17 protein-coding genes are annotated in these 17,620 nt (G+C 34.7%); 13 read left to right on the top strand and 4 right to left on the bottom strand.

Annotation, left to right across the window (positions count from 1 at the left end; all coding sequences use genetic code 11):
• Position 1: 1 nt before the first annotated feature.
• Both ACYPXO_RS05775 and ACYPXO_RS05770 read left to right on the top strand, forming a co-directional pair.
• Positions 2-1,153 (top strand): class I SAM-dependent methyltransferase, encoded by a 1,152-nt coding sequence (locus ACYPXO_RS05775; RefSeq protein ID WP_459639678.1) that lies wholly within the window; start codon positions 2-4, stop codon positions 1,151-1,153.
• Positions 1,154-3,658 (top strand): cysteine peptidase family C39 domain-containing protein, encoded by a 2,505-nt coding sequence (locus ACYPXO_RS05770; protein WP_459639677.1) that lies wholly within the window; start codon positions 1,154-1,156, stop codon positions 3,656-3,658.
• Positions 3,659-3,700: 42 nt separating this feature from the next.
• Here ACYPXO_RS05770 and ACYPXO_RS05765 read toward each other — a convergent pair whose 3' ends face one another.
• Positions 3,701-4,201 carry a QueT transporter family protein gene (locus tag ACYPXO_RS05765; RefSeq protein WP_459639676.1) on the bottom strand — a complete coding sequence of 167 codons (501 nt, stop codon included), beginning with the start codon at positions 4,199-4,201 and terminating at the stop codon, positions 3,701-3,703.
• Between the two features lie 368 nt (positions 4,202-4,569).
• Between ACYPXO_RS05765 and ACYPXO_RS05760 the strand changes: the two genes are divergently transcribed.
• The gene (locus tag ACYPXO_RS05760; protein ID WP_459639675.1) at positions 4,570-4,830 is read left to right on the top strand and encodes a hypothetical protein; all 261 of its coding nucleotides are present in this window, start codon (positions 4,570-4,572) and stop codon (positions 4,828-4,830) included.
• On the opposite strand, the gene ACYPXO_RS05755 is transcribed toward ACYPXO_RS05760, so the two are convergent.
• Positions 4,822-5,142 carry a helix-turn-helix domain-containing protein gene (locus ACYPXO_RS05755; protein ID WP_459639674.1) on the bottom strand — a complete coding sequence of 107 codons (321 nt, stop codon included), beginning with the start codon at positions 5,140-5,142 and terminating at the stop codon, positions 4,822-4,824. The genes ACYPXO_RS05760 and ACYPXO_RS05755 overlap by 9 nt on opposite strands.
• 102 nt (positions 5,143-5,244) lie before the next feature.
• On the opposite strand from ACYPXO_RS05755, the gene ACYPXO_RS05750 reads away from it, so the two are divergent.
• The 10 genes from ACYPXO_RS05750 to ACYPXO_RS05705 all read left to right on the top strand — a co-directional run bounded on the left by ACYPXO_RS05750 (position 5,245) and on the right by ACYPXO_RS05705 (position 15,369).
• On the top strand, positions 5,245-5,922 hold the full coding sequence (locus ACYPXO_RS05750; protein ID WP_459639673.1) for a zinc ribbon domain-containing protein: 678 nt from the start codon (positions 5,245-5,247) through the stop codon (positions 5,920-5,922).
• Between the two features lie 14 nt (positions 5,923-5,936).
• Positions 5,937-6,764, top strand: coding sequence for a zinc-ribbon domain-containing protein (locus tag ACYPXO_RS05745; RefSeq protein WP_459639672.1), 828 nt, complete (start codon positions 5,937-5,939; stop codon positions 6,762-6,764).
• A 1-nt stretch (position 6,765) separates the two neighbouring features.
• Entirely contained in the window at positions 6,766-7,110 is a 345-nt protein-coding gene (locus ACYPXO_RS05740; RefSeq protein ID WP_459639671.1) for a DUF2085 domain-containing protein, read from the top strand.
• Between the two features lie 33 nt (positions 7,111-7,143).
• Positions 7,144-7,671, top strand: coding sequence for a zinc-ribbon domain-containing protein (locus tag ACYPXO_RS05735; RefSeq protein WP_459639670.1), 528 nt, complete (start codon positions 7,144-7,146; stop codon positions 7,669-7,671).
• 32 nt (positions 7,672-7,703) lie between these two features.
• A complete protein-coding gene (locus ACYPXO_RS05730) occupies positions 7,704-9,110 on the top strand; it encodes a zinc ribbon domain-containing protein (RefSeq protein ID WP_459639669.1) in 1,407 nt (468 codons plus the stop codon).
• A gap of 440 nt (positions 9,111-9,550) precedes the next feature.
• The gene (asnS, locus tag ACYPXO_RS05725) at positions 9,551-10,942 is read left to right on the top strand and encodes an asparagine--tRNA ligase (RefSeq protein WP_459639668.1); all 1,392 of its coding nucleotides are present in this window, start codon (positions 9,551-9,553) and stop codon (positions 10,940-10,942) included.
• 71 nt (positions 10,943-11,013) lie between these two features.
• Positions 11,014-11,703 (top strand): VanR-ABDEGLN family response regulator transcription factor, encoded by a 690-nt coding sequence (vanR, locus tag ACYPXO_RS05720; protein WP_459639667.1) that lies wholly within the window; start codon positions 11,014-11,016, stop codon positions 11,701-11,703.
• Positions 11,693-12,883, top strand: coding sequence for a sensor histidine kinase (locus ACYPXO_RS05715; protein ID WP_459639666.1), 1,191 nt, complete (start codon positions 11,693-11,695; stop codon positions 12,881-12,883). The genes vanR and ACYPXO_RS05715 overlap by 11 nt, the downstream gene beginning before the upstream one ends.
• Positions 12,819-13,874, top strand: a complete 1,056-nt coding sequence (locus ACYPXO_RS05710; RefSeq protein WP_459639665.1) for a metallophosphoesterase family protein — start codon at positions 12,819-12,821, stop codon at positions 13,872-13,874. The genes ACYPXO_RS05715 and ACYPXO_RS05710 overlap by 65 nt, the downstream gene beginning before the upstream one ends.
• Positions 13,875-13,881: 7 nt before the next feature.
• A complete protein-coding gene (locus ACYPXO_RS05705) occupies positions 13,882-15,369 on the top strand; it encodes an ATP-binding protein (RefSeq protein WP_459639664.1) in 1,488 nt (495 codons plus the stop codon).
• A 56-nt stretch (positions 15,370-15,425) separates the two neighbouring features.
• Here ACYPXO_RS05705 and ACYPXO_RS05700 read toward each other — a convergent pair whose 3' ends face one another.
• Together ACYPXO_RS05700 and ACYPXO_RS05695 are read right to left on the bottom strand one after the other, a co-directional pair.
• Positions 15,426-16,610, bottom strand: coding sequence for a ribose-phosphate pyrophosphokinase (locus ACYPXO_RS05700; protein WP_459639663.1), 1,185 nt, complete (start codon positions 16,608-16,610; stop codon positions 15,426-15,428).
• A complete protein-coding gene (locus ACYPXO_RS05695; RefSeq protein WP_459639662.1) occupies positions 16,610-17,605 on the bottom strand; it encodes an ATP-binding protein in 996 nt (331 codons plus the stop codon). Before ACYPXO_RS05695 ends, ACYPXO_RS05700 begins: the two co-directional genes overlap by 1 nt.
• Positions 17,606-17,620 lie beyond the last annotated feature (15 nt).

The raw sequence follows: 17,620 nt of genomic DNA, 5'->3' as shown, positions 1-17,620 counted from the left end.
TATGGAAGAAATCAGAAATATTTTAGAAGAAAGTTTACATATAGATTTTATACAGGCAACAATAAGTAACCCAAAGAGAAAAGGCGGGATGATGAAGATAAAAGTCCGTCCGGTTATGGTAAAAGGGGAACTATTATTTCAGTGTGAGATATTTGAAAATAATCAGGCATTTCATAAAAATTATAAAAGAGAAGCGGCTGTTTGCTATCTTTTAGAGATGATGGAACAGTTTAAACAGATGCAGTTGGAAACAAAACAAAATCAGTATACTGTTTTGGTAAGCAAGAAGGGAAAAGTGACTGTGAAGAAAAAGCAGCAGGCAGGTTGTGTAAAACAGGTCGATTTATCTCATAACCGCTCAAAACAATATATTTTAGAAGAAGGGAAAACGGTTCCATTTTTGTGTGATTTAGGGGTAATGACGCAGGAAGGAAAAATTGTAAGAACACGTTTTGATAAGTTCAGACAGATAAACCGTTTCTTAGAATTTATTGAGGATATATTACCGCAGCTAGATAAAGACAGAGAAATTACGATTTTAGATTTCGGTTGTGGGAAATCTTACCTGACATTTGCGATGTATTATTATTTACATGAGTTAAGGCAGTACGATGTACGCATTATCGGGTTGGATTTGAAGAAAGATGTTATTCAACATTGTAATGAGTTAAGCGAGAAGTATGGGTATGAGAAACTAAAGTTTTTGGAAGGCAATATCGCAGATTACACAGGAGTAAATGAGGTAGATATGGTTGTGACACTTCACGCCTGTGATACGGCTACCGACTATGCGCTGGCAAAAGCGGTTGGCTGGAATGCAAAAGTTATTTTATCTGTGCCGTGCTGTCAGCATGAGGCGAATAATCAGATAAAAAATGAAATATTAGAGCCGATTTTAAAATATGGTTTAATTAAGGAAAGAATTTCCGCTCTTGTAACGGACGCACTGCGGGCAGAATATTTGGAGAGGGAAGGATATGAAACACAGATTTTGGAGTTTATTGATATGGAACATACTCCAAAAAATATTTTAATCCGTGCTGTCAAAACAGGAAAGAAAAGAAAAAATGCGGAAAAGATTGCTGCTTGTGAGGAACAGTTACATCTTTCGCTAACATTGAAGAAACTATTAGATAATAAAGGGGAAGTATAGATGAAAAAAAAGATAATAACAGGAAGCGTACTGGCTGTTATCATTATTGTGGCGGTCATTATTTTTGGTACGGTTTTCAAAGAGAGATCCGCAGAAAAAACAGAAGTTATGGAGGAGGCGGGACTTCCGGTCATTTCCTTTAATGAAGGGGAATATAAGATTAATACTCTTTTCGGTTATACGGAAAGTATGGATATTACATCAGTAAGAGATATGGTTTTACCTATTTCTGTCGGAACGACAGTACAGGCGGATATACATGGTTATGAGGGGAAAATTAAATCATTTACTTATGAAATATGTACGTTGGACGGAAAGGAAAGCATTAAGCAGAATACGATAAAAAAAGTACAGGACAGCGTCAATATAGAACTTGGTGATACGATTTCTGACGGAGAAGAAAAGGTTCTAAAGATGAAAATGACGTTGGATAATGGAAGAGATGTTTATTACTACACACGCGTGTTGAAGGCAACGGAATTTCATGTACAACAGTGTTTGGAATTTGCAGATGATTTTCACAAGAAAACATTCGATGCAGGTCAGGTAAATACATTAAAGCCGAGGTTGGAACGCGGAAGTAATCCAAATCCGAACTCTCTTCATAAAGTAACGTTAAAATCAGATATAAAGCAGATTGGCTGGAATGGATTAAATTCGGAAATTGTCGGAGATGTCATATGGCAGATTAAAGAAAGTACGGAAACATACACTTCCATTTATCTGAAATATCAGGTGAAATGCAAGATGGGAGAAAATGAAGATTTATATAATGTAACTGAATTTTTTAAAGTGCGTTTCCTTAAGGGAAAAGGTTCTTTGGAAGATTATGAGCGTACAATGAATGAAATATTTTCGGGAAAAGAAAGTGATTTTTCTATAAAAGGAATTGAACTTGGAATTGCAAATGGAGAAGTTCCGTATCTTGTCAATGAAAAAGAAAATAGGATTTCTTTTGTGCAGGAAAGAGAAGTATGGAATTATAATAAAGAAAAAAATGAGGTTTCTCTTGTGTTCAGTTTTGCAGACGGAGAGGGAAATGATATTCGCAGCAGAAATGATAATCACACAATAGATTTAATTTCCATGGATAATAAAGGAAATACAACATTTGTTGTGTGTGGATATATGAATCGTGGAATACATGAAGGACAGGTTGGCGCGGGTATTTATTATTTCAATAGCGAGAAAAATTATGTGGAAGAGAAAGCATTTATTCCAAGCGGAAAATCCGGCGAGATAGCAGCACAAAATTTAATTCAACTTGCTTATTATAGTAAGGAAGAGAATAAATTATACGCAATGTTTGAAGGCACATTATATGAAATTGATTTAGAAACACAAAAGCGTTCTGTATTGGTGAAAAGTCTGGAGGAAGGTCAGTATATCGTTTCTGACGACGGAAAATATATTGCTTATCAGTCAAATGGCAAATTGACGGAAGCGACTGAGATGACAATTCAAAATTTGCAGACAGGTAAAAAATATAAAGTAAAAGCAGAAGAGAATGAAGTTATCCGCCCGCTTACATTTGTTTTGGGCGATGCGGTTTATGGTATCGGTAGAAAAGAGGATATTGGTAAAAACGTATCCGGTAATCAAATTATTCCATTATATAAGGTAGAAATCCGTAATCAGAAAAATGAAGTGGTAAAAACGTATCAGGAAGACCAAACTTATGTTGTAAATGCTAAAACAGAACATAATATGATTACGTTGGAAAGAGTAAAAAAGAGCGGAGATACTTACGCGGGTATTACCCAGCACTATATTACGAATAATAAAGTGCAGGAAGAACCTTCCGTTACGGTTGAAACATATGTATCCGAAACAAAAGGGACGATAACAAGACTGGAAGATACGAAAATGTCATTGGAAACAACCCCCAAACGTCTTATACAAAAACATTTATCGAAGGAAAAACCTGTAGTAATTGAATTTAATCTGGCAGACAATGAAACCTGTTATTATGTTTATGGCAGAGGAAAGTTACAGGGGATTTATAAAACAGCAGGGGCTGCTATTACGAAAGCAGATGAACTAAGGGGAGTTGTAGTTACTTCTAAGCAGACAAAAGTTTGGGAAAGAGGAAACAGACAACTTCGATACAATATGGAAAACACTTCTGCATTTTCCGTACAATCAGGAGAAACTTCTCTTCAGGCGTGTTTAAGACAGGCATTAGAATATGAAGGAAAAAAAGTAAATGTGGCAAAAGAGATGAAAGACGGAAAAACACCTATGGATATTTTAAATAAATATTCAGGAGGAGAAGCAGTTGATTTGAGTGGATGTACTGTAGAGCAGTTGTGTTATATGATTGGAAAAGGGACTCCTGTCATTGCAATGACAGGGACAGACAGCGCTATTCTATTAGTGGGATATGATGATAAGATGATTACTTATCTAAATCCGAGTACTTCTAAAAAACCTACAGAGGCAATAGCGGTAATTGAAAATATGGCAAAAGGAAGTCAGGGAACGTTCTTCGGCTATGTGAAATAAAAAATGGCGTCATGCGATGGATTCGTATGACGCCATTTGCTGTTAAAAAACAGTTTTTCTATTTTTAAAGATAACATATTCGTATTTGGAAAGTGCTTTTAGTACAATCATTCCAAGTACACCGCATGAAAGTATTTCTCCAATTCCTACCGTAAGCATCATAAATGGAATTGGGAGTGGAACTCCGTATCCGTATGCTAAAACGAATGGTACAACGATTGTGTTAGCAATGATTGGAGGAAGCGGAGCAAGAAAAGAACTCTTCTTACGCAGAGTATATGTAAAGCAGGCTGCGATAAGAGTTGCTAAACTTCCGAAAATAATATCAGGGATGATTGCACCGCCTAATATATTTCCAATCAGACAACCGATAAATAATCCGGGAATTGCTGCCGGTGTGAAAAATGGAAGAATGGTTAGGGATTCTGCAACCCTGACCTGAATTTCTCCAAAGCCGAATGGTGCGAACACTACAGTCAACACAACATAGATTGCGGCGATCATTGCCGCCTGTGTCAAAAATGTTACTTTCTGGTTTTTCATATTCAATTCTCCTTTAGTTTTGTTTTACGAGTGGAAGGTCACGAACACTCGATTCATTTTACGCCGGGAATCGGCGAAACCCTTGTAAGACCTTGTTTTTCGGGTTTTTGTAACGGGTAATAGTTTAGCATAGAGAAGTACAAAAATCAAGTGAAGAAAATTAGAGAAAAAATATTAAATTATTGATAATATTTTAAAAGAAACAGAGAACAGATTTTAGCAAGTACGAATATGAAAAGACGGAAAAATTAAAATAAAGATATTCAATCATATAAAAAGTTGAAAAGGGGTCAATGGAGAGTCATCTTCATTGGCTGTTTTTATGTGATTTGGACTATACTTATGTTTTGGGAAAAGGAGAAGATGCTATGAATGGGAAAATACAAGAAATTTATCAACTATTATTATCGGAAACAGACTATTTGAAAGAAGCAGGGAAAGATATTGAAAAGGCAGTAGAATATTTTCTGCAAAAAAATAGTTTGTGTTTGAATGAAAAAGAGTATGAGGAAATTCGAGATCAATTATTTATAGTAACAGGTTTTACAGAAGAGATAGGGTTTGTCAAAGGATTTCAGTATGCGGTAATGCTGATAGCAGAGTGCTATGCAGCGAAAAAACTATTGTAAAGCCTTAACAATTTTTAAAATCTGTTCTTTTGTTTCATTATTGCAAGCATGTAATTCATGAAGTATTTCCTGTTCAATGGCAGAAGAAGCATCTGTGTATTCTTCAGATAAAACATAGTCAACAGTGGTATCCAAAGCATTACATATCTGTACTAAGGTAGAAAGAGATACTTTGACACGATCGTTTTCGATATTGCTGATGTGACTGGTGTTTACATCAGCGGAGTTAGCAATATATTCTTGTGTCAGATTTTTAGAGAGTCGTATAGTTCTTAATTTTTCTCCGATTTGTTTAAAATTCAAATTATCCATATAAAAACTCCTAACAAATATTTATCTAATTGTAATATTTGTTTAGTTATAGTATAATAATCTATAGATATAAAAATATTAGTTATAAAGGAAAATGAGGATATGATTAAGTGTAGTAATTGTGGAAATGAACTTAAAGAGGGTACAAAATTTTGTTCCAAATGTGGAAACAATATTTTGGAACAAGAAGAAAAAAACTGTAATGAAATTCTAAATGAAGAAAGGCAGTTCGTAAAGGAATGTGTTAATTGTGGAAATGAACTTAAAGAAGAAGCAAAATTCTGTTCTAAATGTGGAAGCAGTGTTTTAGAACAAAAGGAAGATATAGATGTATCAAAAGATGAAGAAGTTAATAACACAGAACAATTTAAAAAGATATTTTATTTTCAAAAGATAAAAATGCTTGGAAGACTGCGGTATAAAATCATACGAACGGAGGTGAGAAATAGTGAAGATAGTTTGCAGATAAAGCAAAATATCCATAGATTTTTAAGGAAAAATAAAGAGAATCATTTGGAGATAAAACTATCAGAAATTGATTCAATGAAAGTAAAAACAAAAATGGATTTTTGGGATACATTGTATGCAGCACTGTTTGGGGTAATGTTTCTACTGGATATGACAGATATAGTATGGCTTTTTTTGATAGCAATTTTTCTGTATACAGGTTATGGAAAGATTTTAAATTTGAGAATGAGAAATGGATTGACTTTTGAAATTCCTGTAAATGGAATGACTGAAGATGTAGAGAAGTTTCAGGCATTGATTGGAAAAGAATAAGGAGTATGCGTAAGATGAAATATTGCAGAAATTGTGGAAGTGAAATTAGTGAAGAGGCTCAATATTGTCCTAATTGTGGTAACTCGGTAAATGTTGATCAAGCAGAAAGAAATGAAAAATCCTTTCAGGGTAATAACGTAGATGAAACACTGTGGGAATTATTTGTTGAGTTTTTTAAAGTTCTGATTGAGTGTATGAAAGATGCGAGAGGGCATATTATCCGTACGATTGATAAAGCAATTCAGACAGAACCGAATATACCAAAAGATTCCATATGTCCGTATTGTAACAGTGAGGATACATTTTCAATCGTTAAGAGCGAGACGGAAATAAAAACAAAAGGATATAGTATGGGAAGAGGATGCTGCGGAATGTGTTTGCTTGGTCCGTTCGGATTATTATGTGGGGCATTCGGTTCAGGATCTAAAGTAAAGAATACTTCGTTAACATGGTGGGGGTGTAAAAACTGTGGCAAACAGCATCTAGGACAACATGATGCCGTAGAAATGATAAAGGCATTTACAGACAAAATGGTTATAAATTGTCTATGTTATGGTTCGATTGGTTCACTTTTGCTTTATCCAATATTGGATGAACTTGTGAGTGGATTTTTAAGAACAATCATAATCGTTCTTATAGCTGTTATAGCAGGAGTTTCCATACCATTATATTTTTCGTATCAACTTTGTGAGGATATAGACAAGCAATTAGGATACAGTATTTGGAATGTTTTAGAAGTAAAAACGAAGAAAGAAATTTGGAATAGTATAAAATGTTCAATGTTGTCTTTGGCGGGGGCATTGATTATTGTTTGCCCGATTTTAATATATTTTGCAGAGTAGAATGATGAATAAAAAGAGAATATATAAAAAACTTATGTTAATAGGAAGAGCGACGGGATGCCACCAGTTACCAGAGAGGAGTTTTTTCTATCATGGAAAACAATTTCCAGTATGTGCTAGATGTACTGGAGTGTTTATAGGAGAAATATTGGGCGTTCTTTTGTTTAAGATTGCTGAAATTTCTAATTTAATCGGAATATTGTTTTGTTTGATTATGTTTGTGGATTGGTTTGTACAATATAAGTTTCATAGCGAATCAAATAATATGCGAAGGTTAATAACTGGTTTCATGTGTGGATATGCGTTTGGAAATTTCATTATGAAATATTTAAGATATTTTGTTTAAATAAAAAAAGAATAAGAGTACAAGGTGATAAGTATGTTTTGTGAAAATTGTGGAAGAAAAATAAAAGAGAATGAAAGATTTTGTCAGAATTGTGGTTCAGAGATTAAAGGAAGAGGAACTGATTCACAGAAAAAGCCACAAAGTAATTTTGAGAATAACGGTTCGAGCGGAAAGAAAAAATGGAAAATGATAGCAATTATTGTTTTAGCGGTTGTTGTGGTAATTGGTATATTTAAATGGAGTTCTAAAGAAGAAACGCTGAATTTTAATATACGTGTAGTTAACAACACAGGTTTTGATATTTGTGCGCTTTATGCTTCTGAACCAAATGTAGATGATTGGGAAGAAGATTTGTTGGATGAAAATATATTATGTGACGGAGAAAAAATGAATATAGAATTCACAATTACAGCAGATAATCTCGATTGGGATTTTGCGATTGAAGATGTAGAGGGAAATATCTTAGAATTTTATGGATTAAGTTTTGCAGAATGTAATGTTAAGGGAGCAACATTAATTTTAGAGTATGATGGATATGAGACAACCGCGACATTATATTAAAATTACAAAAAAGAGATAAAGGATGTGGAAATATGTTTTGTGAAAATTGCGGAAGAGAAATAAAAGATGATGATGCGTTTTGCCCAAACTGTGGACGATCTATACAAATAGAGCAGACATCAAATAATTCAGGAAAAACTATCGAAAATGCTAAGAACGTACATAAACTCCAAAAACGAAAATCAAAAAAAATAATATTAATAATGGGAATAATTTTGGGAGTGATAGTTTTTATATTGTTTGCTGCAAATTCTCAGACAAAAGAAACCTTGAAAAAATTGCAAAAATATACAACAGTAAATAAAGTGAACGATGGATATGAATTTGCATCTGACAATTTATGGACATTGTGTTATACAAAGACTAGCGAAATTGTAAGAATAGAAAATAGTAACATTAAAGAAACATTGGAATCGTTATTAGGTTTGGGGGATTTTGGAGAAAACGGAGATGTTTATTATAATTTAGATTCGGAAGAAATGCATATTAATTGTGAAACATCTTTTGGGGACAAAAAATTGACAGCAGTTGTTTATGACATAAAAGAAGATAAATTTAGGTTTATGTTTGATTCAGAATGGTATAAACCCCAAAAGGAACTTTTAGATTTGATTAAAAAATATAAATTAGGAGAACTTTTTCAGTCAAAAGTGACACATTTAATGAATGATTTAGAAGAAATGGGTCTTACAAAAGATGATATTGCACTTTTGTCCTATAAAGATGTTAAATCAAATATGGATGATAAGAAACTGAAAACAGTAAAAAAAGATAAATCTGAAGAGTCTGAGCCGGAAGAAACAGAACATAAAAAAGAACCAGTAAAAGAACCGCAAGAAGAGTCATCAGAAAGCAATGAAAAGGAGAATGTATTGACAGACCCAATTACAATGGGTTGGGCAGGTACATATAAGGATGATGATTCAGGAGAACGTCTTGTAATCGCTTCTATTGGATATGAATGGTCTTATGTAATGTATACAGCAAGCGGGCAAGTTGAACAGAAAGAATCCGGATGCAGTGCGGGCAAAGACTATTTAGAAGGGCAATATTATACATTTTATAAAAATGAAAACGGATTGCTTGGTGTAACATCAGGAGTAGGTCAAGGTTGGGGAAATTATCATAGAATTAGTGGTACTTCTACACCTGACTTGGAAATAGAAGGAACTTATGAAAACGATACAACGACAATTATAGTATCAGAACAAATGGCAGAAGCAAGCACAGAGTATGTTCCTACGGGGGCAGATATAGCGGCAATTCATGTAAAATACAATAATGGCTTGGAAATTGATGGAAGATTATATACCCAAGGAGATGGCGGACTGGCAATCGTAGACAGTATTTCTAAAGAGATATACGGAACTGCTACATTTAAAAATGCTCAGGTAGAAGTTACTGGTAGTGGATTTGACGGAGTATTAAAATCTAAGTAAAAGTATCTATTTTTAATTACATATTATAACAATGAAACCATACCTAACAGAGCAGAATCTTTCGAGTTTTCTGCTCTGTTTCTATGAACTGAAAAAGGGCATAGGAAAATTCTAATCATAATTTTAGCGGTGATTGCAATTTCGTTTTCTTTTTTACGGAGAGGTTCACCCTCCAAACGAAAGAAAGGAGGGCGATGCCAATGTATGTTGAATATTCTGATTTAATTCAGTTATTAATATTCATTGTTGCCCTTGTAGGTCTTTGTTATAATTTTCAATGGATTTCACGAGTGACGGTTCATTAGAAAATCCTATATTTTGCGTAAGAGCATTATTTCTTATCATTCGTAATTGCGATAAACCGTAAAATAAGGTATACTATAAAAATAATGAACATAATTGTCTGAGAGGATAATAAAATATAAGAAGGAGCTGGGGAAATGGAATTAGTAACAGTAAAAGAATTGTACAAAAACCGTGAACAATATTTAGATAAAGAAGTTAGTATTGGCGGCTGGGTAAGAAGTATTCGTGATTCCAAAACATTTGGATTTATCGTTGTGAATGACGGTTCATTTTTTGAAACATTACAGGTAGTATATCATGATACAATGGAAAACTTTGCGGAGATTTCTAAACTAAATGTAGGTGCGGCAATCGTTGTAAAAGGTACATTGGTGGCAACACCGCAGGCTAAACAGCCATTTGAAATTCAGGCAACAGAAGTTGTTGTAGAAGGAGCGTCTGCACCGGATTATCCGTTACAGAAAAAACGTCACAGTTTTGAATATTTAAGAACAATTGCACATTTACGTCCGAGAACAAATACATTTCAGGCAGTATTCCGTGTACGTTCTTTAATCGCATATGCAATTCATCAGTTTTTCCAAGAAAGAGGATTTGTATATGTTCATACACCGATTATTACAGGAAGTGACTGTGAAGGTGCGGGAGAAATGTTTAGAGTAACGACTTTAGATATGGAAAATCTTCCGAAAAATGAAGACGGAACAGTAGATTATAGTCAGGATTTCTTTAACAAAGAAACAAGTTTGACTGTAAGCGGTCAGTTAAATGGTGAAACATATGCACAGGCATTCCGTAACATTTATACGTTTGGTCCTACATTTAGAGCAGAAAATTCTAATACAACAAGACATGCAGCAGAGTTCTGGATGGTAGAACCTGAGATTGCATTTGCAGATTTGGACGATAACATGATGCTTGCAGAGGCAATGTTAAAATATATTATTAACTACGTATTGGAAAACGCACCGGAAGAAATGAATTTCTTTAACTCTTTCGTAGATAAAGGACTTTTGGATCGTTTACACAATGTGGTAAACTCTGAATTTGCTCGTGTGACATATACAGAGGCAATTGAATTGTTGGAGAAAAACAACGATAAATTTGACTATAAAGTATCTTGGGGAGCAGATTTACAGACAGAACATGAACGTTATCTGACAGAAGAAGTGTTCAAACGTCCTGTTTTCGTAACAGATTATCCGAAGGATATTAAAGCATTCTATATGAAAATGAATGATGATAACAAAACAGTGGCAGCAGTAGACTGTCTTGTGCCTGGAATTGGGGAAATTATCGGAGGAAGTCAGAGAGAGGACGATTACGATAAATTGTTGGCTCGTATGAACGAAATGGGATTGAAACCGGAAGAATATCAATTCTATTTGGATTTAAGAAAATATGGTTCTACAAGACACGCAGGATTTGGTTTGGGATTTGAACGTTGTGTAATGTATTTGACAGGTATGTCTAATATTAGAGATGTTGTGCCATTCCCAAGAACAGTAAATAACTGCGAATTATAAGAGGAAGAATGGGGCGTGGGAAAAATGAATTTCCACGTCCTTTTGTATTAAAAAATAAAGGGGAAAAGAGTATGAATATTTTAGTAGTTGATGATGAAAAAGAAATAGCGGATGTAGTTGAGTTGTATTTACAGAGTGACCAGTATCATATTTATAAATTTTATACGGGGCAGGAGGCGCTGGATTGTATAGAAAATACAAAGATTGATTTGGCGCTTTTGGACGTAATGCTTCCGGATATTGATGGATTTGAGATTTTGAAAAAAATTCGAGAAAAATATACATTTCCGGTTATTATGCTCACAGCAAAAATAGAATATATGGACAAAATTACCGGTTTAACTTTAGGGGCGGATGATTATATTCCAAAACCATTTAATCCGCTTGAATTAGTTGCAAGGGTGAAAGCACAGTTAAGACGTTATACACAGTATAATGATGTTGGAAAAAACGAGGGAGATATTATTGATTTTGGTGCGTTGTTTCTAAACAGAACTTCACATGAATGTATTTATTATGATAAGGAACTGACGCTGACACCGATTGAATTTGATATTCTTTGGTTGCTGTGTGAAAACAGAGGCAGGGTTATTAGTTCAGAAGAATTGTTCAGAACGGTGTGGAAAGAACAGTACTATAAAAATAGTAATAATACGGTGATGGTACATATTAGACATTTGCGTGAGAAAATGAGCGAGCCGACAGGTAAGTCAGATTTCATTAAAACCGTGTGGGGAGTTGGATATAAAGTTGAAGAATAAATATCGCAAATTAAAATTAAGCGTTTTATTGCAGACCGTATTCGTAACGGCATTGACAGTTTTGGTAGGAGCATTTTTGCTCAATTATGTCATTGACGGTATATATAATGAAAGTTTTGGAAGAATTTTTGTGGACGTTTTAATGGATATGGGAGTGAAACGGGAAACAGCGATAGAGTGGTATTGGAAGTTTATCGGTAACAACAAAGACTTGTTTATGATGATAGGATTTTTATCGCTGTTTGCAGTGTTTTTTTATATTGCACTGTCAAAGATGACAAATTATCTTCATCAGATTGAGGCAGGAATTGAAAACATTATTTCAGACTCTACAGAGCCGGTACATTTGATTACGGAATTAAAACCGATTGAAAAACGTTTGAATGAGATTAAGGAAACATTGAAGCGACAGGAAATGGAAGCAATCGAGGCGGAAAATCGAAAAAATGATTTGGTTGTTTTTCTTGCTCATGATTTAAAAACACCTCTGACTTCGATTGTGGCATATTTAAGTATGTTAGATTCGCATCCGGAAATGTCGGTGGAAGAGAGGGCAAGGTATACACATATTTCACTGGAGAAAGCAATACGTCTTGGGGAATTGATTAGTGAGTTTTTTGAGATTACGAGATTTAATCTTCAAAATATTGAACTGGAAAAAGTGGAATTAAATTTAAGCATGATGCTTGAGCAGTTGGCGGATGAATTGTATGGGGTTTTGCGAGAGAAAAAACTTCTCTGTAAAGTTTATACAGAAGAAAATCTTGTTGTTGAAGGGGATCCTGATAAATTGGCTAGGGTATTCGATAACATTTTAAGAAACGCAATTACTTACTGTTATCCGGATACGCTTATTGAAATACAAGCGAAAGATATTGGCGATAATATTGAAATTATATTTATAAACCGAGGAAAACAAATTCCTCCGGAAAAATTAGACAGGTTGTTTGAGAAATTTTACCGTGTGGATGACGCACGGTCAAGTTCTACAGGAGGTGCCGGATTGGGATTGGCAATCGCAAAAGAAATTGTTGAGTTACATTCGGGTACAATCCGTGCGGAAAGTAATGAAGACCAAACAAAGTTTATTGTAAGTTTACCGAAAGGGGAAAAGGATGAAATTTATTCACATAGCGGACGTACATTTGGGGGCAAAAGCAGACGCAGGAAAAAAGTATAGTGCAAATCGTTCAGAAGAAATTTGGGAAAGTTTCGCAAAGGTAATTGAAATATGTGAGGAAAAAGAAATAAATTTGTTGCTTATAGCAGGTGATTTGTTTCATCGTCAACCATTGTTGCGAGAATTGAAGGAAGTAGATTATCTGTTTTCTAAGTTGACAAAGACGAAAGTCGTACTTATAGCGGGAAACCACGATTATATTAGATGGAATTCATATTATAGGACATTTCGTTGGAGTAAAAATGTATTTCCTCTTTTTAGTGACAGGTTAGGTTGTATAGAATTTCAGGAGATTGAAACGGCAGTTTACGGTTTCAGTTATTATCAGAGAGAAATTACAGAGAAGAAATATGCAAAAGCGAAAGCGTGGAAGAAACAAAAAAATGAAATTCTTTTGGCACATGGAGGCGATGAGAAACATATACCAATTAATAGAAATGAATTAGTTTCTTTGAGTTATAATTACATTGCTTTTGGACATATACATAAACAAATAACTATCGAAGAAAATAAAATAGTTTACTCGGGGGCGTTAGAACCTATTGATAAAAATGATGTAGGGGAACACGGTTATATAGAAGGAGAGATAAAAGACGGCAGAGTTACGACAAGATTTGTGCCGTTTGCCATGCGTGAATATGTGCATATGCGTTTGAAAATTGATGATACAGTGACAAATATGCAACTTAAAGAAATGATAAAGGAAAGGATAGAAAAACGGGGAATAAAAAATATTTATAAAATTATTCTCTCAGGTTTCAGAAATACGGATATTGAATTTGATGTTTCAAATACAGACCCGTTTGGAAATATTTTGGAAATTGTAGATGAAACAAAACCGGCATATCGTTTTGAACAGTTGCAGGAAAAAAATAGGGATAACTTACTCGGAAAGTACATTGAGAGTATGGGAAACTGTGAGCCGGATAGTTTAGAATATATGGCTCTTTATGAAGGTGTGGAAGCACTTTTAGAAACAAAGAAGGGATAACAAAGGAATGAAGTTACTGGAAACCATTATAAAAAATTTCGGAAAATTTTCAGGAAAATCATGGGAATTTACGGAAGGGATAAATGTGATATACGGTGAAAATGAATCAGGAAAGACAACATTGTATACGTTTATTAAAAGTATGCTTTTTGGTCTGGAAAGAGGAAGAGGGCGTGCGTCTTTAAATGATGAGTTCAGTCAGTATGAGCCATGGGAAAACCCCAATTTTTATTCCGGAATATTAAGATTTTCATGTGGGAATAGAAATTTTCGTTTAGAAAGAAATTTTGATAAATATTCTAAAAGCGTCAATCTGATTTGTGAGGATGACGGGGAAGAATTATCTGTGGAACAAGGAGATTTACAAGTCCTTCTTGACGGGTTGACACAGGATGCGTTTGAAAACACGGTTTCTATCGGGCAACTGAAAGTGAAGACGGATCAGAGCCTTGCGAACAGACTTCAGGATTATGCAACAAATTACTATACAACAGGTGACGGTGAAATTCATTTGGAGGAAGCGTTAAAGTATCTGAACAACAAGAAGAAAGAAGTAGAGAAACAGTTTAAAGAAGAATTAATGAAGACGGATAGAAAGCGTGAGGAACTTGCGCTAGAGTCCTCGTATGTATGGAGAGATATTCACAAGATTGAGCAGAAATTAGAAACGCTTGATGAAGAAATCAAGATAAAGGAGTTGCAGGAAAAGAAAACTTTGGAGAAACCTAAGTGGAGAGTTCATCCGGTGGAAGTATTGGGAATGCTTGCCTGTCTTGTGGCAATTTTTGTTTTTGTTCTTCGTCCGTGGAATTATCTTATTGTAATTGTAGGAGCGTTGGCGGAAGGCATTTATATTTGGAACAGAACGAAGGAAGGAAGAAAAAAAGAAGAACACATTGAAAATGAAAATGTAATCCGAAAACTACGGTGGGAAAGAAACCATATTTTTGAAGAACTAAAAGAAAAACAGGTTCAGCATAGTAATCTTGAAGAACAGTTAGAGGAACTGCAGGAAGAAAATGAAGAGCATAAAGACTGGAAACGTAAAAAGGAGGCACTTGACTTGGCATCCTCGAAGTTAATTGAAGTTTCACGTCATATGCAGAAAAGTCTTGGACAGGCATTAAATGAAAAGACGTCAGAGATTATGGGTCAAATTACAGGCGGAAAATATACCCGCTTGTTTGTGGAAGATAATTTAAAAATAAGTCTGCTGACAAAAGAGAAGAAAATCCCGCTTGAAAGAGTAAGTAGGGGAACGATAGAACAGATTTATTTTGCGCTTCGCATGGCATCTGTGGAAATTATGAATGAAGAAGAATTTCCGGTTATTTTAGATGAAACATTTGCATTTTATGATGAGAAAAGGTTACAGTATACATTAAAGTGGCTGGTAGAAAATAAGAAGCAGGTGCTATTGTTTACCTGTCAGAAAAGAGAGGAAGAATTGTTAAAGAAAATGGGAATCCCATATACATATTATGAATGTCGATAATGAAAAAGGTGCTGCATCTATCTTTAATAGATGCAGCACCTTTTTTCATATCAGTTTTAAATACGTTCGCCGTTACGGTATTTTTCAACAATATGCTGAATACGTTCGTTCGGGCTTAAGATCGAACTGAGAGAACCATCATGGTTCAATGTGTCAATAATTAAAGCGATATACTTGCTCATGTCACAGTTGATATAATATGGTTTACTTAATAATTCAGATGTCTGGTAAATTAAGTTTGTTGTTAAAATACCATGAATGATACCTTCTTCATAAGCCTTATCAAATTTATCAAGACCGTTTGTAAATAAACCAAATGTTGCAGCGGCAAAAATACGTTTTGCTTTTCTTCTTTTCAGTTCAGTTGCAACATCAATAATACTATCGCCGGAAGAAATCATATCATCAATAATGATAACGTCTTTTCCTTCTACGTCAGAACCTAAAAATTCATGAGCAACGATTGGGTTGCGTCCGTCTACGATTTGTGTATAATCACGGCGTTTGTAGAACATACCCATATCAAGACCGAGAACATTTGCAAGGTAAACAGCACGGCTTGTACCGCCTTCATCAGGGCTGATAGCCATCATGTGTTTACTGTCAATCTGTAAATCAGGTACAGCACGAAGAAGTCCTTTGATAAACTGATAAGTTGGGCGGATAGTTTCAAATCCACTGAGTGGAATTGCATTTTGTACACGAGGGTCGTGAGCATCAAATGTGATAATGTTATCTACGCCCATGTGAACAAGTTCCTGCAAAGCAAGAGCACAGTCCAATGACTCACGGCTGCTTCGCTTATGCTGACGGCTTTCGTAAAGGAATGGCATAATAACGTTAATACGGCGTCCTTTTCCTCCGATAGCGGCAATAATTCTTTTCAAGTTCTGGAAATGGTCATCAGGTGACATATGATTTGTGTGACCTGAAAGTGAGTAAGTTAAACTGTAATTACAAACATCAACCATAAGATATAAATCTTTACCTCTTACAGATTCGTTTATAATACCTTTTGCTTCTCCTGAACCAAAACGTGGAACTTTTGCATCAATAAGGTAAGAGTCTTTTTTGTATCCTGTGAAAACTTCAGATGCAGATATATCCTGTGTGCTTTCATTACGCCATTTTACAAGATAGTTGTTTACCTTATTTCCTAACTCTTGGCAGCCGTCAACGGCAATAATACCAAGTGCTCCTACAGGGATGTTTTCTAAGTTGCGTTCTTTTCGGTGTAACATTAGTTTGCCTCCATATTCATTAGTTTCTTTTTCAGACGAATGTCATCGCCTATGAGTTTTAAAAGTTTGTAGTTACTTGTAATGCGTGAGAATGTACGCTGTGAATAATAATCCGAAAAAGTTTCCAGTGCAAGATTTGTTGAAATGATTGTAGATTTCTTTTTCAGCAGACGTTCATTCAGGCATAAAAATAATTGTGAAGTAGTAAATGAATTGGATAATTCAGTTCCTAAATCATCAATAATTAACAAATCACAGTCGAAGATATGAGAGTTCATTACTTCGGCAGTTTCATCTCTTCCGAATTTACTTTTTTCAAAGATGTTGAAGAGTTCAAATGCAGTAAAATAAATTACGGAATAAGATTTATCAATGAGTTCTTTTGCGATGCAGTTGGAAAGAAATGTTTTTCCTACGCCTGTATCTCCGTAGAGAAACAGATTTTCAAAATCTTCCCCAAATCTTTTAACAAAATCAACGCAGATCTGATAAGCCTTTTTAATGGCGGTTAATGATGACAGACCGCTTCGTGCATCTACAAAATTATCAGAATAATAATCAAAAGAAAAGGTGTCAAAATTTTCCTTTTTCAGAATTTCTTTCAGATTAGACTGCGTATATAACAGGTCAATGGCTTCTTGTTTAAAACAAATACATTTTTCATTGCCAATATATCCGGTATCTTTGCACAAAGGACATTCATATACCGGTTCGAGATAATCTTCAGGATAGCCGTTTTGAATGAGTAAATCCGATTTTTTACGGCATAAGGTATTTAACTGTACACGAAATTCTTCTAAAGCAAGGGTATCACCGTCAAGCAGTTTGCGGGCGTGTTGAACTCCGAGCATAGAAATAGAATCCTCAAGTTCCTTAAACTTGGGAATCTTCTCATAAATTTCATTATAGCGTTGCGTCAAAATATTCTGACTGCGTAACTGCTTTTGTTCATAGTTACGCATAATCATATCATGTTGAGCGTTTTTTAATGCCACGATACTCTCCTTCTA

The sequence above is a fragment of the Faecalimonas canis genome (genome assembly GCF_054601575.1).
The sequence above is the reverse complement of the archived record's forward strand: the minus strand, read 5'-3'. Positions and strand labels throughout refer to the sequence as shown.